At 46.0% G+C, this 23,842-nt stretch carries 21 protein-coding genes; 5 read left to right on the forward strand and 16 right to left on the reverse strand.

Annotation, left to right across the window (positions count from 1 at the left end; translation table 11 throughout):
* Positions 1 to 110 precede the first annotated feature (110 nt).
* The 5 genes from AC58P7_RS11080 to citZ form a co-directional block, all read right to left on the reverse strand.
* On the reverse strand, positions 111 to 545 hold the full coding sequence (locus tag AC58P7_RS11080) for a hypothetical protein (protein ID WP_497342705.1): 435 nt from the start codon (positions 543 to 545) through the stop codon (positions 111 to 113).
* 306 nt (positions 546 to 851) lie between these two features.
* Positions 852 to 2,426, reverse strand: a complete 1,575-nt coding sequence (locus AC58P7_RS11085; RefSeq protein WP_497342707.1) for a DNA-binding protein — start codon at positions 2,424 to 2,426, stop codon at positions 852 to 854.
* A gap of 183 nt (positions 2,427 to 2,609) precedes the next feature.
* Positions 2,610 to 3,551: a malate dehydrogenase gene (gene mdh, locus AC58P7_RS11090; protein ID WP_497342709.1), complete on the reverse strand. Its 942-nt coding sequence runs from the start codon at positions 3,549 to 3,551 to the stop codon at positions 2,610 to 2,612.
* 49 nt (positions 3,552 to 3,600) lie between these two features.
* Positions 3,601 to 4,899, reverse strand: coding sequence for an NADP-dependent isocitrate dehydrogenase (gene icd, locus AC58P7_RS11095; protein WP_497342711.1), 1,299 nt, complete (start codon positions 4,897 to 4,899; stop codon positions 3,601 to 3,603).
* Between the two features lie 153 nt (positions 4,900 to 5,052).
* The gene (gene citZ, locus AC58P7_RS11100) at positions 5,053 to 6,165 is read right to left on the reverse strand and encodes a citrate synthase (RefSeq protein ID WP_497342713.1); all 1,113 of its coding nucleotides are present in this window, start codon (positions 6,163 to 6,165) and stop codon (positions 5,053 to 5,055) included.
* A gap of 289 nt (positions 6,166 to 6,454) precedes the next feature.
* Between citZ and AC58P7_RS11105 the strand changes: the two genes are divergently transcribed.
* Complete coding sequence (locus AC58P7_RS11105; RefSeq protein ID WP_497342715.1) at positions 6,455 to 7,993, forward strand: Ppx/GppA phosphatase family protein; 1,539 nt, start codon at positions 6,455 to 6,457, stop codon at positions 7,991 to 7,993.
* Here the strand turns inward: AC58P7_RS11105 and ppk1 are convergent.
* On the reverse strand, positions 7,959 to 10,091 hold the full coding sequence (ppk1, locus tag AC58P7_RS11110; protein ID WP_497342717.1) for a polyphosphate kinase 1: 2,133 nt from the start codon (positions 10,089 to 10,091) through the stop codon (positions 7,959 to 7,961). The genes AC58P7_RS11105 and ppk1 overlap by 35 nt on opposite strands.
* A 185-nt stretch (positions 10,092 to 10,276) precedes the next feature.
* Here ppk1 and ytvI point away from each other — a divergent pair, with 185 nt between their 5' ends.
* The gene (gene ytvI, locus AC58P7_RS11115) at positions 10,277 to 11,413 is read left to right on the forward strand and encodes a sporulation integral membrane protein YtvI (protein ID WP_497342719.1); all 1,137 of its coding nucleotides are present in this window, start codon (positions 10,277 to 10,279) and stop codon (positions 11,411 to 11,413) included.
* A 53-nt stretch (positions 11,414 to 11,466) separates the two neighbouring features.
* Here the strand turns inward: ytvI and AC58P7_RS11120 are convergent, their stop codons facing one another.
* From AC58P7_RS11120 to AC58P7_RS11155, 8 genes are all read right to left on the reverse strand, one after another.
* On the reverse strand, positions 11,467 to 11,862 hold the full coding sequence (locus tag AC58P7_RS11120) for an FxsA family protein (RefSeq protein WP_497342720.1): 396 nt from the start codon (positions 11,860 to 11,862) through the stop codon (positions 11,467 to 11,469).
* A 4-nt stretch (positions 11,863 to 11,866) separates the two neighbouring features.
* On the reverse strand, positions 11,867 to 12,307 hold the full coding sequence (locus tag AC58P7_RS11125; RefSeq protein WP_497342722.1) for an acyl-CoA thioesterase: 441 nt from the start codon (positions 12,305 to 12,307) through the stop codon (positions 11,867 to 11,869).
* A gap of 129 nt (positions 12,308 to 12,436) precedes the next feature.
* A complete protein-coding gene (pyk, locus tag AC58P7_RS11130) occupies positions 12,437 to 14,191 on the reverse strand; it encodes a pyruvate kinase (RefSeq protein ID WP_497342724.1) in 1,755 nt (584 codons plus the stop codon).
* Complete coding sequence (locus tag AC58P7_RS11135; RefSeq protein ID WP_497342726.1) at positions 14,184 to 15,164, reverse strand: acetyl-CoA carboxylase carboxyltransferase subunit alpha; 981 nt, start codon at positions 15,162 to 15,164, stop codon at positions 14,184 to 14,186. Before AC58P7_RS11135 ends, pyk begins: the two co-directional genes overlap by 8 nt.
* Positions 15,154 to 16,020, reverse strand: a complete 867-nt coding sequence (gene accD, locus AC58P7_RS11140) for an acetyl-CoA carboxylase, carboxyltransferase subunit beta (RefSeq protein WP_497342728.1) — start codon at positions 16,018 to 16,020, stop codon at positions 15,154 to 15,156. Before accD ends, AC58P7_RS11135 begins: the two co-directional genes overlap by 11 nt.
* Positions 16,021 to 16,086: 66 nt before the next feature.
* Positions 16,087 to 16,275, reverse strand: coding sequence for a hypothetical protein (locus AC58P7_RS11145; RefSeq protein ID WP_028554922.1), 189 nt, complete (start codon positions 16,273 to 16,275; stop codon positions 16,087 to 16,089).
* Positions 16,276 to 16,537: 262 nt separating this feature from the next.
* Positions 16,538 to 17,038: a phosphatidylglycerophosphatase A family protein gene (locus AC58P7_RS11150; RefSeq protein WP_497342730.1), complete on the reverse strand. Its 501-nt coding sequence runs from the start codon at positions 17,036 to 17,038 to the stop codon at positions 16,538 to 16,540.
* An 81-nt stretch (positions 17,039 to 17,119) separates the two neighbouring features.
* Positions 17,120 to 20,755, reverse strand: coding sequence for a DNA polymerase III subunit alpha (locus AC58P7_RS11155; RefSeq protein ID WP_497342731.1), 3,636 nt, complete (start codon positions 20,753 to 20,755; stop codon positions 17,120 to 17,122).
* A gap of 126 nt (positions 20,756 to 20,881) precedes the next feature.
* Between AC58P7_RS11155 and AC58P7_RS11160 the strand changes: the two genes are divergently transcribed.
* The 3 genes from AC58P7_RS11160 (at position 20,882) to AC58P7_RS11170 (ending at position 22,079) form a co-directional block, all read left to right on the forward strand.
* Entirely contained in the window at positions 20,882 to 21,214 is a 333-nt protein-coding gene (locus AC58P7_RS11160) for a YtrH family sporulation protein (RefSeq protein WP_497342733.1), read from the forward strand.
* Positions 21,211 to 21,702 carry a sporulation membrane protein YtrI gene (locus tag AC58P7_RS11165; protein ID WP_497342735.1) on the forward strand — a complete coding sequence of 164 codons (492 nt, stop codon included), beginning with the start codon at positions 21,211 to 21,213 and terminating at the stop codon, positions 21,700 to 21,702. The genes AC58P7_RS11160 and AC58P7_RS11165 overlap by 4 nt, the downstream gene beginning before the upstream one ends.
* Positions 21,703 to 21,785: 83 nt before the next feature.
* On the forward strand, positions 21,786 to 22,079 hold the full coding sequence (locus tag AC58P7_RS11170; protein WP_497342737.1) for a YtpI family protein: 294 nt from the start codon (positions 21,786 to 21,788) through the stop codon (positions 22,077 to 22,079).
* Here AC58P7_RS11170 and AC58P7_RS11175 read toward each other — a convergent pair.
* Positions 22,076 to 23,404: a DRTGG domain-containing protein gene (locus AC58P7_RS11175; RefSeq protein ID WP_497342739.1), complete on the reverse strand. Its 1,329-nt coding sequence runs from the start codon at positions 23,402 to 23,404 to the stop codon at positions 22,076 to 22,078. The genes AC58P7_RS11170 and AC58P7_RS11175 overlap by 4 nt on opposite strands.
* A gap of 177 nt (positions 23,405 to 23,581) precedes the next feature.
* Positions 23,582 to 23,833 carry a hypothetical protein gene (locus AC58P7_RS11180; protein ID WP_497342741.1) on the reverse strand — a complete coding sequence of 84 codons (252 nt, stop codon included), beginning with the start codon at positions 23,831 to 23,833 and terminating at the stop codon, positions 23,582 to 23,584.
* Positions 23,834 to 23,842: the final 9 nt, after the last annotated feature.

Raw genomic sequence — 23,842 nt, forward strand, 5'->3', positions numbered from 1 at the left:
ATGTTCGGATGCTATAACGGTGAGAACCAGAGAATCCCTCGTCCTGCACGAAACACCAAAGAACCTCCCTTCCACTGAACATGGAACAGGAGGTTCTTCTCATCTCTAGACTATGACAAGATTTGAGGATTTGTCATTATTAAAATAGCAAGAATAACCGCTACAGAAGCGATCCAGCTGAAGGTTTTGATTTTAGCAGCATCAGATGCTGTACTTTTCCCTGCAGCACTGTTGGCTTTTAACTTTTTGATTCTGCCACCGATCATGCCAGTTACAGCCCCAACAATCACTAACAAAATCACAGCCAGCGCCATCCACAAAGCAGACGGCATAGGGTCGATTTGACTAACCATTGCACCGCCGGAAAGGAAGGTAACGATCAAAGAAAATTGACCAACTCGGTTCATCGTAGCTAACAATCCCATGAATCCTTCTTGTGCTGCACCAGATAAGCTACCAGCTCGTCCCACAATGAAAGGGAAAACAACATAAGAGCCAAGCATTAGAGCACTTATTACATGTAAAAAAATCATAACATGGTACATTGAGTCTACCTCCGCAAATTTTAATTAGAATCGTTCTCTTTTAGTATACAGAATCGTATTGGGTGTAACAAGAAAGCGATGTCAATATATCGGCTAATTCACCATATCTCCATAAAAATGTGACCAATTGCGCAGAAAACAACCCCAATTCTCCCATGGAAAGCCCTCGAGCACTGACACTGGAGTGACCTTGCGGTCCTCCAATGTCAATTCATGCTAAGAACATTCATTTTACAGGAAACCGGAGCTATTTAGAGAACTATACTTACATTTTAACTTACCTACATTTCACTCTCTAACAACACCCTATGGCAGCGGCTCCGCAGCAACATCCGCAATCGTAACGGCTTCTGTAAATTTATTCGTTGTATTTTGTCTTATCCGCATGTTGGCTGCGCCAGAAGCTGTCGTATTAATTTGGACATTCACAATCTTCTCCGCATGGCCGCTTGCATTGGCTGTCATGGAGAAACTAGCACTGTATCCATATGCGGATGGCCATGTACCGTCACTATTCTGTACCTTCGCGACTTGCGTCCCTGAGCCATTATAAATACCAAGATTATAACCCGTTGTCGTTGAATTAGCAGCTAGCCCATTCATAATGATCTTCACTTGGAATACATAATGATTCGGCAACTGAGTTTGGTGAATGAAAGCAAAGGGATCGGTTGTATTCGTGGACGATGGAACCCCATAAGATCCTGCTTTAAATGTAGTCGGATCATACCACTTGTATCCCGTTGCCGGTGTCGCCCATGGTTCTGCCTGCGGCTCTGTCGTATTCGCTGGCTGTTCCCATGAGTAGAGCGTTGTCGCCGTATCAAGCGTTAATCCAGCTACCTGTGTAAAGCTCGTATAGCTTTCCTTGGTTGCCAACCAATTGACCATATTAACTAGCAAGGTCGCATCGTTCTGCTCCTGGAAGCCCGCATACGTCGTTTTTGCCCCACCGGTCTCTTCCTTCAAATATTTGGGTGTCGCATCCTCAACGGGTGAAGAGTCACCGATGAAACCTGCTTTACCAGCGCTTACCTTCGATACCGCAACATACGGTCCCTCCGCTACGCCTCCGCCATTGTACACCCCTTGATCTACCGCGCTTGCCCATTTCGTCGTCGTAGACGGCAAATAGACAATACCCTTCGCTGTGTTAGGATTTGTAATGGCTAGTGTGGATCCTGCATGCATCGCCATCGTGGAAACACCGCTTGTAATGCCAAATCCTTGCGTACCTGTCACAATATTGTTAGCTGTGATATCACCTAGCGCATTGTAACGGAAACGGACGCCAAAGTTTGTCGATAACCAATCTGAGCTCGCAACCCCAGACATCGCCGTAGATGCCGCTTCTTCAGCACTCATACCTAATGCTGGATTCGTCCAAGCGCCACGACGATAACCATTAAATACTTCGGATGCATCCCAACGGTTTTTGTTCCGATCCGCATTGTAATGATCTCCAATGAAGAAAATACTGCCGCCAGCCTGCACGTACTGCAGCATAGCGCTCTGTTCTGTGGTTTTATATGGGATATTGGCTTCCCCAATGACGAAAACATCATAAGCAGATAAGTCCGAGAGTGTAATCGCCGTGCTTTTACGTAATTCCTTGACATAATAACCGGCATTCCCTAGCGTATTCGCGAAATCAGAAAAGCCGCCATCAATGACCCAGTCGGCAGCTCCTGCCGTTTGACCATGGGTATTATCAAACAATACCTTTTTTCCATTGGGGGATGCAGGGGTAATCGATGGGGCTGGATCATTCGGTCCTTCTGCCCATGCTTGCGGTACGACGCTTAACAATGTACTAGATATTGCCGCGGTAACACAGAATCTTCGCCAGCTTTTCTTGCCAAACCAACTTCTTCTCAACATCAATTCCCACCATCCTATGGAAGTATTAACCAATGTAATTTTGGCTATACATAGCGTATCATAGGCCATGCTCATCGGATAGCTTTTGGAAGTTAATTTACAAAAACAACAACTTTTTGTGCATCACCACAAAAAAAGACCAACCTCCTAATACTTAGGAGGTTGGTCCTTCATTTCTATGGATTAACCCGCTACAACCTTAATTACGTTGCGTACGGATTCAGCTGTTTTGTCCAAAGCTGTTTTTTCTGCTTCCGTCAATTCGATATCCATGATTTTCTCGATGCCGTTAGCGCCAAGAACCGTCAGAACACCCATGAACAGGTTATCATAGCCATACTCGCCTTCAAGAAGAGCGATTGTAGGAATGATACGTTTTTTATCTTTAAGGATCGCTTCTGTCATTTGCACAAGAGAAGCTGCTGGAGCGTAGTATGCACTACCGTTACCAAGAAGGTTAACGATCTCACCGCCGCCAGTACGTGTACGTTGAACGATAGCTTCAATGCGATCTGCTGGAATCAACTTCTCGATTGGAACGCCGCCAGCGTATGTGTAGCGTACAAGTGGCACCATGTCATCGCCGTGTCCGCCGATAACTACACCTTTAACATCCTCAACCGATACGTTCAACTCTTGGGAGATAAACGTCAGGTAACGAGCCGTATCAAGAACACCGGATTGACCGATAACGCGGTTCTTAGGGAAACCAAGCGCTTGGTAAGCTACGTAAGTCATCGCATCAACTGGGTTACTCAAGATGATCACGATGGAATCAGGAGCAACTTCTTTTACGTTCTCACAAACGGATTTCACGATACCCGCGTTTGTATTAACAAGATCGTCGCGGCTCATCCCTGGTTTACGAGCGATACCTGCTGTGATAATCACGATGTCGGAACCAGCAGCATCCGCATAGTTGGATGTACCAGTGATTTGAGCATCATAGCCTTGAACTGGACCTGCTTCAAGCATGTCAAGAGCTTTCCCCTTAGTAGGGTTCTCAAGTTGTGGGATGTCGAGTAGAACAACGTCACCAAGTTCTTTTTGAGCTAGCATTAGAGCAGTAGTAGCACCTGTGAAGCCCGCGCCAACAACGGTAATTTTATTACGACGAATTGCCATTTAAAATATACCTCCTCATTTCTTAGTCTAACTCAACTTTGTGTACAAATTAAGCCATGTTTTTGATGATTTCGTTCGCGAACTCGGAGCACTTAATTTCTTTCGCGCCTTCCATCAAACGTGCGAAGTCATAAGTAACTGTTTTATTGTTAATAGAAGTTTCCAAGCCTTTGTAGATCAGCTCAGCTGCTTCCAACCAACCAAGGTGCTCAAGCAACATAACGCCGGAAAGGATAACGGAACCTGGGTTAACAACGTCAAGACCAGCGTATTTAGGAGCTGTACCATGTGTTGCTTCGAAGATCGCGTGACCAGTCAAGTAGTTGATGTTAGCTCCTGGAGCGATACCGATACCGCCAACTTGTGCAGCAAGTGCATCAGACAGGTAGTCACCGTTCAAGTTCAATGTAGCGATAACGTCGAAATCAGTAGGACGAGTCAAAACTTGTTGAAGAGCGATATCAGCAATCGCATCTTTTACGATGATTTTGCCAGCTGCTTCAGCATCTTTTTGTGCTTTGTTCGCTGCTTCTGCGCCTTCTGCTTCTTTGATGCGGTCGTATTGTGCCCATGTAAATGTTTTGTCCGCATATTCACGCTCAGCCAACTCGTAACCCCAGTTTTTGAACGCTCCTTCTGTGAACTTCATGATGTTACCTTTGTGTACCAAAGTCAACGTTTTACGACCATGCTTGATCGCGTACTCGATAGCAGCGCGAACCAAACGCTCCGTACCTTCGGAGGATACTGGTTTAACACCGATACCTGACGTTTCTGGGAAACGGATTTTGTTAACGCCCATTTCATTTTGCAAGAAAGAGATTACTTTTTTAACGGCTTCGGAACCAGCTTCCCACTCGATACCCGCGTAGATATCTTCTGTATTTTCACGGAAAATAACCATGTCAACTAGTTCAGGACGTTTAACTGGGGATGGAACGCCATTGAAGTAACGAACTGGACGGGAACATACGTAAAGATCAAGCTCTTGACGAAGTGCTACGTTCAGGGAACGAATACCGCCACCGATTGGTGTAGTAAGTGGTCCTTTGATGGACACGATGTACTCGCGCATAGCTGTTAAAGTATCGTTCGGCAACCAGTTGTTGAATTTGTTGAATGCTTTCTCACCAGCAAATACTTCGTACCAAGCGATTTTTTTCTCGCCTTTGTATGCTTTCTCAACCGCTGCATCTAGCACACGTACGGAAGCTGCCCAGATGTCAGGACCTGTACCGTCACCCTCGATGAAAGGAATGATTGGGTTGTTAGGGACTTGAAGTACACCGTTCTCGATCGTGATTTTTTGTCCTTCAGTTGGTAGTTCGTAATTTTCGAATTGTGGCATGATTAGTTCCTCCTAATAGTGGGTTGAAGTCATTTCTTATTTATTCGATGTGCATAGCTAGGCACACAAAAAGTGACGGGAGTTGCGGTACTCCCCCAGTTACCTGAGGTTGGGTACCGAACTGCCCGCACCTTGAGCTTGAAGCAATATCAATTAGCGTTGGCCAATTGGGATATATTTTTGGTTAACCGGACCTGTGTACTCTGCGCGAGGACGGATCAAACGGTTGTTTTCGTATTGCTCAAGGATATGAGCAGCCCAACCGGATGTACGGGAGATCGCGAAGATCGGTGTGAACAAGTCACGCGGGATTTCCAAGGTTGTGTATACGGATGCCGAGTAGAAGTCTACGTTCGGTTTCAAGCCTTTAAGGCCTGTTACCAACTCGTCTGCTTTAATGGACATTTCGTACCATTTCAAGTTGCCCGTTAATTTGCCTAGCTCGTAAGACATTTTTTGCAAGTGCTTTGCACGAGGATCGCCGTTTTTGTATACGCGGTGACCAAAGCCCATGATTTTGTCTTTACGCTCTAATTTATCGTTAATGTAAGGAACAACGTTCTCAACAGTACCGATCTCTTCAAGCATCACCATAACCGCTTCGTTCGCACCACCGTGAAGAGGTCCTTTAAGTGTGCCGATTGCGGAAGTAATACCGGAGTAGATATCTGTTAGTGTTGCAACAGTTACACGCGCTGCGAATGTGGATGCATTCAACTCGTGGTCAGCATGAAGGACTAATGCTTTGTCCAACGCTTCGATCGCAACTTTATCCGGCTCGTTTCCTGTTAGTTGGAACAAGAAGTTAGCAGCTACAGAAGAATATCCTGGAGAAGCTACTGGCTCTTTGCCTTCACGAATACGTGCGAAAGCTGCGATAATTCCTGGAATTTGTGCTTGCAGCTTGATCGCTTTACGCACATTGGATTCCGTGCTGGAATCATTAGCTTCGTCATCATATAGCGCAAGTGCAGAAACCGCTGTACGAAGCGCTGCCATGGAGTTAACATCTTTCGGGAATGTACGAATGAGGTCAATTACCGCATCTGGTACTTTGCTGTATGCGTTCAGATCGCTTTGCAATTTCTCTAGCTCAGCTTGCGTAGGCAGCTTACCGAACCAAAGCAAGTAAATGACTTCTTCAAAAGTCGCATTTTCTGCGAGGTCATCAATATCAATCCCGCGATACGTAAGCACGCCATCTACAATGGAGCTGATCGACGAGGTTGTGGCTACAATTCCTTCTAAACCTTTGGTTGCAGACATGGGAATCTCTCCTTAGCTACTCTATTAGCATAATATTGCTGTTTTCTTCTCTTAATAATAAAGTATTTTACTCGGTAAGTGAACAAAAGAGGACATAAAACTTCATTATCACTACCATAGAAATTCTTTTTGGCGGAATTTTCACACCATTTTTCGCCCTTAACTCCCAAACACACGATACAAGTTTTTGTTAAATTCACTGAATTATTCAGTAGGCGAGGAAAAATTTGTAGACATAGATCGAGATTGATACAATGTAACCAACGAATTCGTGAAAAGGAGCGACATTATGAGCAACCATGCAGCTAGGATTGGCATCATTGATATCGGATCCAACTCCATCCGACTTGTCATTTATGAAATAAATGCCCAGGGCGCTTATCGCGTCGTGAGTGAGCATAAAGATTCCGCAAGACTGAGTGAACGTATGGGGCCTGATGGCCTTTTACATAGCAAGGATATTATTTCGATCGTTCCTATCTTAACCCACTATGCCTTATTATGCCAGTCCCAAGCTGTAACAACCGTTCGAGCCGTTGCAACAGCAGCCGTTCGGAACGCTGCCAACACCGCGGATATCGTTCGTATCCTTAATGAGCAAACTGGCTTGCAGATAGAGGTTTTGAGCGGGTTTGAGGAAGCGCGCTTCGGTTATCTTGGCGTGATCAACTCTATGGATATACGTGATGGCATGATCATTGATATCGGGGGAGGCAGTACGGAGGTCTCCCTTTTAAAAAATAGGGAATTGGTACACAGTGTCTCCTTTCCTTTCGGAGCTGTGAATACCACTCGCCACTATATGAAAGGTAATAATTTGACCGAACAAGAGATCGCTGATATTCGAAAGATGGTGCAAGCGGCGATTGCCTCTCACCCTTGGATTACTTCTTCCCCAGATCTTACCATGGTTGGATTAGGAGGGACGATCCGAACACTCGGTAAAATGAGTCGTAAGCGCAATAAATATCCGCTCCAGCTTGCCCATAATTACGTCATGAAGCCTGGTGAGATTCAGGAATTTTCAAATCTTTTATCCTCCATGCCAATCGATAAAAGAAAGAAAATAGACGGGCTCGCCAAAGAACGAGCTGATATTATGGTACCTGGTCTACTCATTCTTGAGACCATCTTTGAAGCAGCGAAATCGTCTGCCTGTGTCATAAGTGGGTCTGGCTTGCGTGACGGTCTTTTCTTTGAAACGTATAATCCGAAGCAACCCATTAAAAGCGATGTCCTAGAAGCGAGCATCCAAAACGTGCTCACACTCCATCCTAATGGGGCTGTCAAGCACGTCCGTCATGTCGATACCTTGGCCATGCAAATGTATGATACGCTAGCTCCATCCACAGATTTTGAAGCGCGGGCTAGGCTGTTGCTTCACACAGCTGCTCTACTGTACCGCATAGGCGTAAGCGTTCATTACTACCAGTATCTCAAGCACACCGAATATATGATCCAAGAAGCTCATATCGATGGCCTAAGTCATCGTGAGATTGTCATCGCTTCACTTATCGCAACGTTCAAAACAAAAAATCGGACCCAGCAGCAGGCTCTTGCATACAAGGACCTGTTACGGGAATCCGATACAACATTAATTATGAAGCTAGGTGCTATCCTAAAGCTTGCCATCTCCATGGATTTTAGTGAGACTCAGCCGATCCAAGAGCTGCAGATCCAACGAAGTGAAACAGCGATGAGTCTTAAATTGCTCTGTCTGCACAACCCGCAACTGGAACTTAAGGAGCTTAGCTCATTCACCAAAGATTTCGATAAAATCTGGGGACTCAAGCTTACGACTCAAGCCGGATTTTTTTCCATGAAGTAATACGCATCGCCTCGAACTGGCTCCGATAAGGGGTCAGTTCATTTTTTATGCGCGTATACATGCCGTTCGGCATCAGCTCTCTCGCTTTGACATTATCATGGAGCGTCACGTTCAAGATTTGAATCATCATTTTCTTCATTTCACGGTCCAGAACCGGGCACATCAGCTCAATTCGCCGAGTTAAATTACGCGTCATCCAATCTGCCGAAGACAGATAGACATCGACATGCCCGCCATTTTCGAAATAGTAAATCCGTGAATGCTCCAGAAATCGGTCTACAATACTCCGAACCGTAATATTCTCACTTAGACCAGGCACACCTGGCCGCAAGCAGCATACGCCCCGGATAATGAGTTCAATTTTCACGCCCGCCTGTGACGCCGCGTATAACGCATCCACCATTTCCTGATTCGATAAGGAGTTCATTTTCGCAATAATCTGAGCGGGTCGGCCTGCCCTCGCATGCGCAGATTCACGAGCAATCAGCTCGAAAAGCTTATCCTTTAAATCCGTCGGTGCAACAGCAAAAGACTGCCAATCATGTGGCGCAGAGTAGCCCGTAATTTCATTGAAAAGCACAGAAGCATCTTCCCCGATGACCGTATTCGATGTGAACAATCCCACGTCCGTATACAAGCGAGCTGTGCTGTCATTATAATTACCAGTCCCAACATGGACGTAACGACGAAGCGTATTCTCTTCTTGACGAACGACCAACGTGATCTTCGCATGCGTTTTGAGTCCAACAAGCCCGTATACCACATGACAGCCCGATTTCTCCAGCATTCTGGCCCAGGCAATATTACGTTCTTCATCGAATCTTGCTTTGAGCTCGACCACGACCGTCACCTGCTTACCAGACTCCGCGGCTCTGGCTAACGCTTGAATGATCGGGGAATTACCGCTCGCTCGATATAGTGTCATTTTGATCGCCAAGACGTGTGGATCGTATGCGGCATGAATAATAAAGTCCGTTACAGCGTCAAACGTCTCATAAGGATGATGCACAAGTACATCTTTCGTCTTAAGAATGCTGAAAAAGTCGCCAGAATCCGCTGAATCCTCAAATTCAATTGGATATTTGGCTACAATTCGTGGATAGCGAAGATTATCGAAGCCATTTAACGTGTTAGCCAGCTTCATAAAGTAAGTAATGTCCAAGGGTCCGTCAATCTCGAAGATTTGTTCTTCGATCTCAAACTCATCCTGTAATTGCGCCAAAGCATAGGGATGGATCCCTTCTTGCACCTCCAGCCTCACTGGAGAGCCCCAGCGCCTGCGCCTAAGCTCCTTTTCGATCTCTTCCAGTAAATCCTCTGCTCCTTCTTCATTGAGCGTTAAATCCGCATTACGCGTAACTCGGAAGCCATGCACGGAAATGGGTATGTATCCACTGAAAAGGGACTGAATGTGGTGCTCGATCAGCTCTTCCAATAATATGAATTCGGTCTTTTTACTATTCGAACGAGTAGGTACAGGAATGCAGCGAGATAAGTTGCTAGGAATTTGGACGATAGCGAAAAAAGGTTCTTCATCCAAATCTTCTCCCTCACGCACAAGTAATACCGCCAAATATAAAGATTGATTATGTACAAGCGGAAACGGGCGACTTTGATCGACAGCCATCGGCGTTAACACGGGAAAAATAATATCATGATAGTAGGCATCCATGGCTTTTTTCTGAGACGTATTCAGATCTTCATATTCGGTAAATACGATGCCTTCCTTCGTCAAAAGCCGCGTTACTTCACGATACGTTTTGTACTGCTCGGTAACCATCTTCGCCGTACGTTTCATAATACGTTTAATAAGTCCTGCAGGCGTGTAGCCCGTAAAATCTTTTTTGGTATAGCCCGCTTTAATTTGATCCTTGAGTCCTGCGACACGAACACTCATGAATTCATCGAGGTTGCTCGATACGATCGACAGAAATTTCACACGCTCTAGCAGTGGTGTACTCGCATCTTGCGCTTCCTCAAGCACACGCCAATTGAACTCGATCCAGCTCAAATCACGATTTAAGTACTTGGTTGAAATCTCTTTGACTTCTTTGAGTTCTTTTACTTCCTTCAGCTCTGGTTCGCGCGCAATACTCATAAATCCTCCAATATTTCCCCATTTTTAGTCATCTTCTATCTTCATTGTACTATGGGTCTAAGGGGGCGACAATCCAATTCCCCGTATTTCAATATATTAAGATTTTGTAAATATCATGATATTTCCGTATTTATCCATGTTCATGTTACAATAAATTAGACTTCAAACAAGGAGTGATTCCTTCCATGGGTATCCTAAATCCGCGCTTGGTCCACCAAATTCTTAGGGGCATTTGGGTGGCGATAATTCTCGTTCTATTGGCAATTGTCTTTTACTATATCATTCCACTTATTTACCCCTTTATTTTTGGTTGGATCATCGCACTTATGCTAAATCCGGTTGTTAATTTTTTTCAATTCAAATTGAAGTTACCTAGATGGTTGTCTGTTACATTAGCGATGCTCCTATTCCTAGGTGCAATGGTCACTGCAATCACTTTACTCGTTGCCAATATTATTGTAGAACTAGGCTCCCTTGCGGATAACATTCAGCTTCAAATCAACCGCTGGGTAGAGCAATTTAATGTGTTCATTAATTCAATCACCTTCCAACAATGGATCGAGCGCGTCAATGAGTTTTTTGAAAATAATCCTAAATATCAGGAAACGGTTAACACCAATCTTTCTTCCACAGCAGGCTCGATTGCCGACATAAGTAAATTGGTAATCACCTACATATTCGCTGCGCTAAAAGCATTCCTGACCTCACTGCCTAACATCGCAACAATCACCATCATCGTTATGTTGGCAACCTTCTTCATCAGTAAAGATTGGTATGGGCTGATCAAACGATATAAAGGCATTTTCTCTGATATGATTGTTAAAACGACAAAGTTAATCCGAACAGATTTGCAGAAAGCTTTGTTCGGTTATATAAAAGCTCAGTTAATTCTCGTTTCGCTCACTGCGTTAGTAGTGATCATAGGTCTGCTCGTTCTCCGTGTAGATTATGCCATAACCATAGGCTTGTTAACTGGCTTAGCAGACCTGATGCCGTATCTGGGAACAGGTGCCGTCATGGTGCCATGGATTCTATATGTTTTCTTTGCGCAAGGTAACATTGTGCTTGGCATCGGACTTAGTGTCTTATATGGTGTTATTGTGATTGCGCGGCAAATTATGGAGCCCAAAGTGCTTGCCTCTTCAGTCGGGCTAGACCCACTAGCTACACTCATTGCCATGTTCGTTGGTTTAAAACTATTCGGGCTGTTGGGACTTATCGTTGGTCCTGTATCACTTATCCTCATCACCGCATTCTATCGAGCGAGAATCTTTCATGATATCGCGGCATACATACACAAAGGCTCGGCACCTTCCGAATAGGAGGATGACCGAGCCTTTTGGTTGCGCAGGAGAGAACGATCCGACATGACCACTTATCTGCGATGGATAATGTGCATATTGCCTTTTCCGATTTGTTTGCGAATGATGGCCAGCAGCAGCACTTTGAATATCGGTCTCGTGTAAGGAAAAACGAGCAGGAAACCCAAAATATCCGTTATGAAGCCCGGCGTAATCAACAAAATGCCCCCTAGGAAAATACAGATCCCATCCAGTATTTGCTGCGCTGGCAGCTGACCTTGCGACCACTCAAACTTCGCATATTCCATCACCTTGCGCCCCTCGCGCTTAGCAAAGTAAGCACCTAAGAAGCCGCTCGCTATGATTAACAGGAAGGTCATCCAACCCCCAATCAGATGTCCTAACATGATCAACAGTGTAATTTCAATCGCAGGCACGAGAATAAAAATAGCAATAATTAGGCGGAACATAGGTTTAGCCTCCTTCAGAATACTTCGCAATGAGCTGCCACAATTCTGGCGCTTCCTTCTCTATACGTACTGGCCTCCAAGAAGGATTCACCCAAACATGTCCAGATGTTCCTGTAACCAATAATTCTTCAGAAAAATCGTCATGCATGCGTCGAATTTCATACGCAAATTGCAGCCGAACGCTGCTCATGAGTGACACCCGTGTATAAATTCCTACCAAATCATCGTAGCGCGCTGGCTTTTTGAATTTGAGATCGGCTTCCGTAACGGGAAGCAGGAGACCCTTTTCCTCTATTTTGCTATAGGGATAACCTAAGGATCGAATGAGCTCCGTTCGTCCTATTTCAAACCAGGTCAAATAATTCGCATGGTACACGACCCCCATTTGATCCGTCTCCTGATAGCGCACACGCAGCTGATGTTGATGCCACCGTTCCTGACTCATGTGAAAATCCTCCTGAGATACTTGGTGATTCCATTATATCATAGGTGAGGCATGAGCTAAGAATTTGGCGCCGTAGACGCAAAAAAGAGTGAAGCAAGATCGAAATCTCACTTCACTCTTCATTATCAATTAAAGAACGCTAGCTTGACCGGAGTAGATGACGCCTACTTCTGGGTAGATGGACACTTCTGTACCATCTTTGATTATTTCAACAGCGTTTTCTACGCCTACGATGACTGGAATACCAAGGCTAAGTGCAACGACTGCCGCGTGAGACGTGATGCCGCCCACTTCCGTAATCAATGCAGAAGCTCTTTGGACAGCCGGCATGTATTCTTTATCCGTTGATACCGTTACAAGCACAGCACCGTCTACCATTTTCGCGTTAGCTTCTTCTGGTGTGCGTGCCGTTACAACAATACCCGTTGCCGTTTGCATACCGATACCAGTGCCTTTGGCGATCATCTCACCAACGTGATGAACCTTGATCAAGTTCGTTGTTCCAGAGCGGCCAACTGGCACGCCTGCTGTGATGACAACGATATCACCGAGGGCAACGATACCTGTTTTGATGGAGCTTTCCACCGCTAGGTTGAATAGCTCATCTGTCGTTTTCGCTTGCACGCCCATCACCGGAATAACACCCCATACGAGGGATAAACGGCGAATCACATGCTCGCTAGGCGTAACAGCAATAATCGGGGATTTCGGACGGTATTTGGATACCATACGCGCTGTGTAGCCACTTTCTGTAGCAGTCAAAATTGCTTTAGCACCTAACTCCAATGCGGAGTTAGCAACTGCTTGCGAAATCGCTTCTGTAACTGTAACTTGTTGTGCTTGTGCTTGACGAAGGAAAATTTCTTTATATTCCAATGCCGCTTCTGCACGCTCAGCAATACGAGCCATCGTTTCAACGGATTCAACTGGATATTTCCCAGCCGCTGTCTCACCAGACAACATCACAGCATCCGTACCGTCGAATACCGCATTTGCTACGTCACTTGCTTCCGCACGTGTAGGACGCGGGTTACGTTGCATGGAATCAAGCATCATCGTAGCCGTAATAACCGGTTTACCTACGATGTTACATTTTTTGATCATTTGCTTTTGGACAACTGGAACATCCTCAGCTGGAATCTCAACACCAAGATCCCCACGAGCAACCATCAGACCATCGGAAACTTCAAGAATTTCGTCTAGGTTATCAACGCCTTCTTGGTTTTCGATTTTACTAATGATTTGGATATGCGAAGCATTGTGACGCTCCAACAATTCACGAATTTCCATAACGTCGCTTGCTTTACGTACGAAAGAAGCTGCGATGAAATCTACCCCTTGTTCGATACCGAACACGATATCATTCGCATCTTTTTCAGTAATACCTGGAAGACTGATTTTCACTCCTGGTACGTTAACGCCTTTTTTGCTTTTGATCGTTCCGCCATTGACAATGCGGCACTCGATCTCAGTTCCACGAATATCAACAACCGTAAGACCAATCAAACCGTCATCGATCAGAATCGTCGATCCGACTTTAACGTCACGCGGCAGGTTTGCATACGTAACAGAGATACGGTCTGTATCCCCAAGAATTTCTTCTGTTGTCAAAATGATGTGCTTGTCCTGAACAAGCTCAATTGGCTCTTCTTTTAGCTTACCTGTACGGATTTCTGGTCCTTTGGTATCAAGCAAAATAGCAGCTATTTTGCCTGTCTCAGCGGATGCAGCGCGAAGGTTGCGGATACGTGCGCCGTGTTCTTCAAAATCTCCGTGGGAGAAATTAAGTCGAGCTACGTTCATGCCCGCTTCTAGAAGCTTCTTTAAATTTTCTTGTGATTCGCTTGCTGGTCCAATGGTACAGACAATTTTCGTTTTACGCATGGTTACTGTTACCCTCCTGAGTGAATGTGAACCGACCGATCTCTCTAAATTTACGGTAACGGTCATCGAGCAGCTCCTGTTCGTTCAAATTTATCAGAGGCTGAAGCTGTTCCCAGATCGCTGATTTAATATGTTCGGCTTGCGTTGCTAAATCCCGGTGAGCGCCGCCTTTGGGCTCCGGTATAATACCGTCGATCACACCAAGCTCTAGGATATGATCGGCCGTAATTTTCATAGCTTCTGCTGCGTGCAATGCTTTGGAAGCATCTTTATAAAGAATCGAAGCTGCGCCTTCAGGACTAATAACCGAATAGATCGCATTCTCCAACATTAACACCTTATTACCTAGACCTAACGCTAAGGCACCACCACTGCCGCCTTCGCCAATGACAATACAGATAATCGGCACACGAAAAGACGCCATTTCCAGCAAGTTTCTGGCAATCGCTTCTCCTTGGCCGCGTTCTTCCGCAGCATTCCCAGGGAATGCTCCCTTCGTATCGATAAATGTCACGATTGGACGTTTAAATTTGTTCGCTTGGCGCATCAAACGCAGTGCTTTACGAAACCCTTCCGGATGCGGACATCCGAAATTACGTGCGATATTGTCTTTCGTATCTTTCCCTTTTTGATGACCAACGACCGTCACGGCAACCCCGTTCAGTTTCGCTAGTCCACCAACAATAGCTAGGTCGTCACCGTAGAGGCGATCCCCATGAAATTCGATAAAATCAGTAAAAATCGATTGAATATAATCGATAGTCGTTGGTCTTTGCGGATGACGTGCCAGCTGCATTTTCTCTGCAGACGACATCGAGGCATATAGTTCATCCTCAAGCTGAGCATATCTCTCTTCCAAGCGACGAATTTCTTCTGAAAAGTCGATTTGCTTCTCTGCCCCAAATTTACGCAGCTCAGCTATTTTACTCTTTAGTTCCGCCAGTGGCTGTTCAAACGGCATTTCACCCGCCATAAGTCGCCTCCTCCTTCGTTCCGTGCATGTCGAGCAGCTTAATTAAGGTCGGTCTCATATCCTTGCGGCAGACGACCTTGTCGAGCTGACCATGCTCGAGATTGAATTCAGATGTTTGAAAATTATCAGGCAGCTTCTGCTTAATCGTTTGTTCGATAACGCGGCGGCCCGTAAAACCAAACGAAGCTGCCGGCTCAGCAATAATAATATCACCAAGCATCGCAAAGCTCGCCGAAACACCGCCGAAAGTCGGATCTGTAATGATTGATATGAATAATCCGCCTTCCTCGCCGAGCTTGGACAATGCTGCACTTGTTTTGGCCATTTGCATAAGGCTGAGAATACTTTCTTGCATACGAGCGCCACCAGATGTTGAATAAATGATAATCGGAAGTTTTTTCTCAATCGCAATTTCGACGGCTCTCGTCATTTTCTCACCGACAACGGAACCTAGCGAACCTCCCATAAAATCAAAGCTCATCGCAGCAACGATTACCGGATATCCACCAATCGTTCCTTGACCAGTTATAATCGCATCTTGAAGTTTCGTTGCGTTCTTCGCTTTGTCCAATTTCTCGACGTAATCAGGAAACTGCAAGGGATCTTCAGAAATCATATCCGCATCAAATTCAACAAATTGGCCTTCATCGAGCGTAAGCTGCATCCGTTCTGATGCACTTAATCGATAATGATAACCGCAAGACGTACACACTTTAAGATTCTTCTCAAGCTCTTTGCTAGTCTGAATCGTGCCACACTTCGGGCATTTATTCATTAAACCTTCAGGAATTTCCCTTTTTGTTCTCTCGGAAGGAATCGTTGCATATTTTCGCTTTTGAAATAAATCCTTTAGCACATTTCCACCTCTACTTGGCTATGATCTAACTTCCTTGACAAGCCACAGTTCTTAGTTCTACTTTAACTATCTATGTAAAATAGAATTGAGCACTTCTTGTACTTCTTCCAGCTCCCCTTCGGGAACAACAATTTCGAATTGATTTTTGGATAAAGAGATGCCTCGTACTTGAACGAGAAAACCTTCTTCCGTCAGCCTCTGTTTAATCCGCTCTGCAATTTTCGCAGTAGGAGCTATATAGATCACCGTCCACATGAATAAACCTCCTATGACGTGCAACTACAACCACTAAGGCAACTAAGCAATGACGATAATAACATCCTTTATACGCATAGGAACACACAATGCAATAATGATAGCATAATTCCACTTTTGCCCGCAACAGAGCACAACGATGAAAAAAAATAAACGGCTACATTGTCCGCTTAGGACAAGTGCGTTTATCTAGAAATATAGCAGACTTATCGTGTGAAACATATAAATTCTATATTTAAAGTAACGCCTGAACTATTTATGCTTAGTCCAGACGGTGTTTAGGGCTATAATCAGGCGCATGCTCATTCTGATGAGCGATTCTGGCTGAAGCTGCTGCGGCCAATCCGCACACCAAATCATCCAGAAAAACATGAACAGCGCTGCGGTCATCGTTCAACGCCCGTATAATCCCTATTTTTTCCTTATCTAAATAGCCAAAACTTGTTAAACCGATCATGCCGTAAACATGAACAATCCCAAGTGCTAGGGTCTCGTCTACCCCGTAAAGAGGTTCATCCACCTCAAGAATAGATTGCAGCGGCTCTGGCAGCATTTTCTTCTCTGCTAATTCATCCAGGGCAATGCCCGTGTAGAGGGTATACTGCACTTCTCGCTTGGAAAGCACAGCCATTACACTGTCTTCACATTCTTCAATCGTGAGTTGATCATTATACGGCTTCTGCAGCTTGTATACGATTTCTGCGACTTTATCCACGGTCACGCCGCGTTTCTGGAGTAGTTGGATCATGTGTTGTTCGGTCATAAATCCTCCTCCTAGCAATGGGATGCCTACATGAATAGAAAAGAAAGCCGGGTTCCTATTCATATGCGGAGGAAGCAATCTTTATTTCACTCGGACGGAATCTTTGCCCATAATGGTTTCGATCATGCGCATGAGATCCTTGGACGGATCGACCCGATACTGGTCGCTCAAGGCCAGAAGCTTGTTGCTTCTTTCATAGAACAGCGCAACCGCGAGCTGGCCCTTATGCAGCTTCAGCAGCGCTTTCAGCTGCAGAAGCTTATCCGGCTGCTCACAGTCAGCCGTAATCTTGACGAACACCCGCTGCGGCTTCGCCTCAGCAGCGGGGGGGATAGTGCGCGCTGGCGCAGCCGCAGCGCGGGGCTCTGGGCGGCCCGCAGCAGGGGCCGCCTGCGGTGCCAGAGCGGCGCTGCGCGCGCCGCTCTGTGGGGCAGCCGGGCGCGGCGTACGATCCCTGACATCGTCAGGGGATCGTCGCTGTGCCGCAGGCTGCCGGCGAAGCCGCTGGACGGCCTCCGGGTCGTCCAGCGCAGCGAGCTGCTCCGCGAGCAGCTTGGGCGGATCCTCGTCCTGAAGCTGCAGCTTCGCACGGACAAGGACGAGTCTGCCCTTCTGCACGAGCGGAGCCGACTTCTTCCAGGTCTCGGGGAACAAGACCACCTCGACTTTATCGATGCGATCCTCCAGCTCCATGAACGCCATGGGATCGCCTTTCTTCGTGACGATCGTCTTGTTCGAGAGGATCATCCCTGCGACAAGGACATCGCTATGATCCGGCAATTCCGTTAGCTGATGCAGCATCACCGCATCCAGCTCTGCTAATTGTTCGGCATAAGCATCCAACGGATGACCCGAGATATACATGCCGAGAAGCTCCTTCTCCAGCTCTAGCTGCTTGGATTGCGGCATCGGCGGGATGTTCGGCACCTCAACTTCCCAGTTCGGCTCTTCGACAAATCCGAAGAGATGAAGCTGCAAATCGTCCCGTTCCTTGCGCCATTTCGTAGCGGAAGCAATCGTTTCATCTAGGATCGCGAGGTGTTGAGCACGATGCCCGCCGAGTGAATCAAATGCCCCACCTTGAATGAGAGATTCAACGACTCGTTTATTACATACGCGAAGGTCTACCCGGCGGCAGAAATCCAACAGGCTCTCAAAAGGTGCTTTCTTTCTCTCGCTGAGGATCGCATCAATGGCATGGGTTCCTACATTTTTGATCGCAGCGAGTCCGAATCGGATAGCTCCGGCACTCGAATCAGGTGTAAACACCGTTCCGCTGCCATTCACATCCGGCGGAAGAACTGCAAGCTTCACACGTCGGCATTCGTCTACATACTCAGCAACTTTGCGATGATTCCCCATGACCGCGGTCAACATGGAAGCCATGAAATAGATCGGATAATGCGCTTTGAGATAAGCGGTTTGGAAAGCAAGCACCCCATAAGCCGTCGCATGCGCACGCGGGAAGCCGTAATCCGCAAAGCGTACGATCATATCATACACATGGTTCGCCTCATCAGCGTTAAAACCTTGACGTAAACTTCCCGAAACGAAATGTGTACGTTCTTCGTCGAGTACTTCCCGCTTCTTTTTGGAAACGGCTCTACGCAATAGATCCGCTTCACCTAAGGAGAAGCCTGCCATCGACGAGGCAATTTGCATAATTTGCTCTTGATACACAATAATGCCATAAGTGTCCCGTAGAATAGGCTCAAGTGTTGGATGCGGATAAACAACCTCCACTTGTCCATGTTTACCTGCAATATATTTGGGAATAAACTCCATTGGGCCTGGACGGTACAAAGCCAAGACGGAAATAATATCTTCAAATTCAGAGGGCTTCAAATCCTTCAGTACTTTGCGAACACCTGTTGACTCTAGCTGGAATACACCGGTTGTTTCTCCTCTGCTGAGCATCTCATAGGTGATGTCATCCGAATCCATGCCCAGTTGGTCAAAGTTAATCTGAACCTCTTCCATTTGGGAAAGCCAATCCACGGTTCGTTCAATGATCGAAAGGGTCCGTAGACCCAGGAAATCCATCTTGAGGAGTCCGATCGCCTCCAAATGCTCCATCGTATATTGCGTGAGTGCCGTCTGTGTTGTCCCTTCTTGCAGAGGAACATAGTGCGTCAGTGGTTCACGCGAAATGACAACACCAGCAGCATGCGTAGAGGCATGGCGCGGCATTCCTTCTACTCGCATGGCCATCTCCAGTAGTTCTGCAGTCTTAGGCTGTCTGGCTACCATACCTTTCAAATCAGAACTCACTTGAAGAGCTTCCTTCAACGTCATGCCGAGTTGATTAGGAATGGCCTTAGCTGCACGGTCTACATCCCCATAAGGCAAGTTGAGAACACGTCCTACGTCCCGAACCGCAGCCTTGGCTGCCATCGTACCAAAGGTAATAATTTGCGCGACGTGTTCATGTCCATATTTGGCAACCACATAATCAATGACTTCATCTCGGCGTTCATCGCTAAAATCAATATCGATATCCGGCATCGAGATCCGTTCTGGGTTCAAGAACCGCTCAAAGAGCAGCTTATATTGCAGCGGATCGACATTCGTTATGCGAAGCACATAGGCAACTAAGCTCCCTGCAGAGGAACCCCGGCCTGGCCCTGTCATAATCCGTTTCTCATGGGCGAAGCGAATAAAATCCCACACGATTAAGAAGTAATCGGAGAAGCCCATGTTCTCAATGACACCAAGCTCATAGGCGAGTCGTTCCTCGGCCTGTTTCCTCATTGGATGACTCGCATCGTGCCACTCCGGCTTACTGCTATAACGCTGATCTAATCCCTGCGTACATAGCTCCAGTAAATATTGACCAGCTGACAAATGTGCAGGAATCGGTCTAAAACTTGGCAAAATCGATTTCCCGAACGTCAGTTCGAGATCACAGCGTGAAGCAACCTCAGCTGTATTCGCAAGCGCTTCAGGCACATGGACGAATAAACGCCGCATCTCCTCTTCACTTTTCAAATACATCTGACTTGTTCCCATTTTGAGCCGATCTGTGTCCTCCACGGTTTTGCCAGTACCAATACAGATAAGAATGTCTTGCATCACATGATCCGACTCTGTTACGTAATGCACATCATTCGTCGCGATTAAAGGAATACCGGTTTCTTTGCTCAATTCAATCATCGAAACCATAACTTTTTTCTGCTCAATCATGCCGTGATCTTGAATTTCCAGAAAGAAATCTTCACCGAAAATATCGCGATAACGCTCTGCCGCTTTACGAGCCTCGTCATATCGGTTATGAAGTAAATGCTGGGAAACCTCGCTGCCTAAGCAAGAGCTTAAGCAAATCAGCCCCTCCGAATGCTGGGCCAAATGTTCTAAATCTATACGCGGTTTATAGTGAAAGCCCTGTAGATGTGCGATCGACGTGAGCTTCATTAGATTTTGATAGCCTTTGAAATTCTTCGCGAGCAAAATAAGATGATAAATTGGCTGTTCCTGCCTTGTCCCTTTGTCACGAATGGAACCCGCAGTAAAGTATACCTCGCAGCCAATAATAGGTTTGATGCCGTGCTGTTTGCAGGCTTTGTAGAAAGCAATCGCCCCGTACATGACACCATGATCCGTCAAAGCCAGAGAGGTCATGCCAAGATTAGCCGCTTGTGAAACAAGCTCCTCCATCCGTGCCGCACCGTCTAATAAACTATATTCACTATGCACATGCAGATGTACAAACGTACTCATCCGCAATTCCCCCCTTCTTTCTTCATTTATTCTTATTATTTTATCATATTGGAGCCAGCCAGTCCCATACAGTAGAAAAGAGAGAGTTTGTCCTCCTAACTTAGGTAGAAAGGAAGAGATTCGTGCATGGTTAGCTTTTGGGCAAATATTATCATGTATTTCTGCATTGCCTTTGGGGTCGTATTTGGAGGCAGTATGTTAAGTGGCATCGCAGCTGTACTTACACTTCAATCTCCCACCGAGAAGATGCTGACCATTTCTGAAAATATCAAGATTTGGGCTATGGTCGCTGCGGTTGGCGGCACAATTGATCCAATCCGTTATATTGAAAGTCACGTGGCCATCGGACATCTCAATCCGGCAATCAAACAAATTGTCTATATTATCGTTGCTTTTACGGGGGCACAGTTCGGGACTGCGCTCATCCAAATGATCTGCAAAGGAGGCCATCAACCTTGAGAGTCCCTCCTTTTGCCCGATACCAACGAATGCTTGCGAGCTTCGGATTGCTGTTATCGGGAGCGATCATTGGGAGCGCCGTGTATATGAGCATTCATCAGCACACCTATAATGAGTTATATGTCCAATTGCATAAGGTTTTACAGGAGAATGAAGATCTCGAAATCGATATCGCTAACTTAAAAAAGACAAAAAACAATCAAACCCTGGTCAACGTAGTCAATGTCCATTTGCTGCCCAAAAGCGAATCTGACATCTTTAGTGAGGACATTCAGAAGGAAATTGAAGGTGATATCAAAAGTGAGCTTAAGCTCGTCATTGGCCAAAAGGCCGCCTTTGTACGTGATTCCCAGCCCCTCTACGAGCGACTAATCACGCAAAGAACTTATTTTCTACATGACAAAAAATATATTGTTGAAGTCAAATCCATTGTGTTAATCCAAACCGAATTAACCGTTTGGATTACGGCAACAGAGAAAAAAACATAACATGATTCGTGTCTCATCTTGCAATCCCGTCTTAAACTCGCTAAAGTTAATTGTAAATTCTACATAAGGGACGGATTCTAGCTATGCATGCCATTCAACTCACCTTATTCATTCTTATCTGCCTTCTTCTCGGGCTTACTTTGTTCTACAGCATTCGCTCCAGGCGTGAGGCAGATGCTGCCAAACGCGGCTTGTATACGGCCCGCATGAACATTTTCATGGGATTGATGCTCGTTCTCATTGCTGTTACGCAAATCTTCTTCTTCAGCGAATCCAGCTTCCGCCGTATCTTCGGCACGGTACTCGTCTTGATCGGTGTTTTCAATGTTTTCGTCGGTATTCGCAATCACGGACACTTCGATCGCCTGCTGCGCTAGATCACTTGAGCGGTTAACATCGCTTTGGAAACCAGGGCCCCAGCATGATAAATTTCTACATCAATCTTGCCAAATTTACGGCTCACCTCTATGATGGTGGGTCGTATTTCTATTTTTGAATCAATTTGAAGCGGCTTTAGAAAATAGGTAGACATATTATCCATAACAAGGTCGCCCTTCTTATGCTCCTGCACGATTCGGTAAGCCGCCTGTGTCATGAGCGTAGTAAGAACCCCTTCCGAGACGGTCCCCAAATGATTCGTCATCTGTGGTGTGATGACACCATGAAACCGCAGTTTGCCCTTCTCATCTCTCACCTCTTCCATCCCCGACCAGATCAAATCCTCGAACGTTTCACCATTCTGTGGCTGCTTCTGAATCGATTGCATCGCCTTCAAGATATCGCTGCGATTAAGGACACCTACGATTTTCCGGTTCGTATCCACGACCGGCAGCAGCTCAATCCCTTCCCACACCATCATATGCGCAGCCGATGCGACAGACGTCTGAGGAGAAACCGTCAGCGGATTTCTGGTCATCAATTTATCGACGGATTGGTGCGTACTCGCGCCGACCATATCTTTGGATGTCACCACACCGATAATGCGGTTCCACTCATCAACGACAGGAAAACGGCTGTAGCCCGTATCCTCGGACATACGCTGCCAGTCCTTCAATGTGCTGTTCGCTTTCAGTGCGAAGAGAGCTGCACCAGAGGCGAGAATATCTTCGACGAGCATGATTTTCTTTTTAATCAAACGATCGTAAATGGCTCTGTTAATCATGGATGCGACGGTAAAAGTATCATAACTGCTAGATATAATCGGCAGCTCCAATTCATCCGCCAATACTTTGACCTCGGTACTCGTATTAAATCCACCGGTAATTAAAACGCCAGCGCCCTGCTCTAAGGCACACAAATGTGCCCGGTTGCGGTTACCTACAATTAGCAGGCTGCCAGCCTCAATGTAGCGCATCATCGCATCTTGCTCCATCGCACCGATGACGAACTTGTGAAGCGTCTTATGAAGACCTTTCGCTCCGCCAAGTACCTGACCATCGACCATATTAACAACTTCAGCAAAGGTCAGTTTATCAATGTTCTGACGCAGCTTCTTCTCCACGCGAACCGTTCCGATCCGTTCTTTGGTCGAAACCAGTCCTTGATTTTCCGCTTCTTTGATTGCGCGATAAGCCGTGCCTTCGCTGACTTCCATATTTTTGGCGATTTTACGCACGGAAATCCGACTGCCCAGCTTCAAGTCTTCAATATGCCGCAAAATCTGCTCATGCTTCGTTAATGTATCGACGGAATGTGTATCCAACTGTTACACCTCATTCACTAGATCCTGTATTACTCTGTACTACTAGTATAATCGTTCTAGCGTGTAAGAACAATGAGGTTCCGGGTGAACTAAAAGCATCCAACCCTAATGGATTGGATGCTCTATGTTCATTATACCAAACGTACGTTCGATGTCAAAGATTGACGCATTTTTCTCCTACTTACGGAATTGCAGCAGCTTCCGTCTGCCTTGGACAAGCTGCTCCATTTGCCATTTTTTCATCCGATTGATCCGGAGCTGCTGCTTACGTTTCTCTTCATCCACACCAAGAATTTGGTGCAAATGCGCAGCAATGATGAGCAAGGCCATCACGAGCCAAATGACACTAAAAATCATCGGCAACGAACCAACCTCACGAAATTGTAATTGCGGAATGGAATAAAATAACATGCCGACTGCCAAACTCATGTACACGAC

The sequence above is a fragment of the Paenibacillus sp. J22FR5 genome (genome assembly GCF_059691975.1).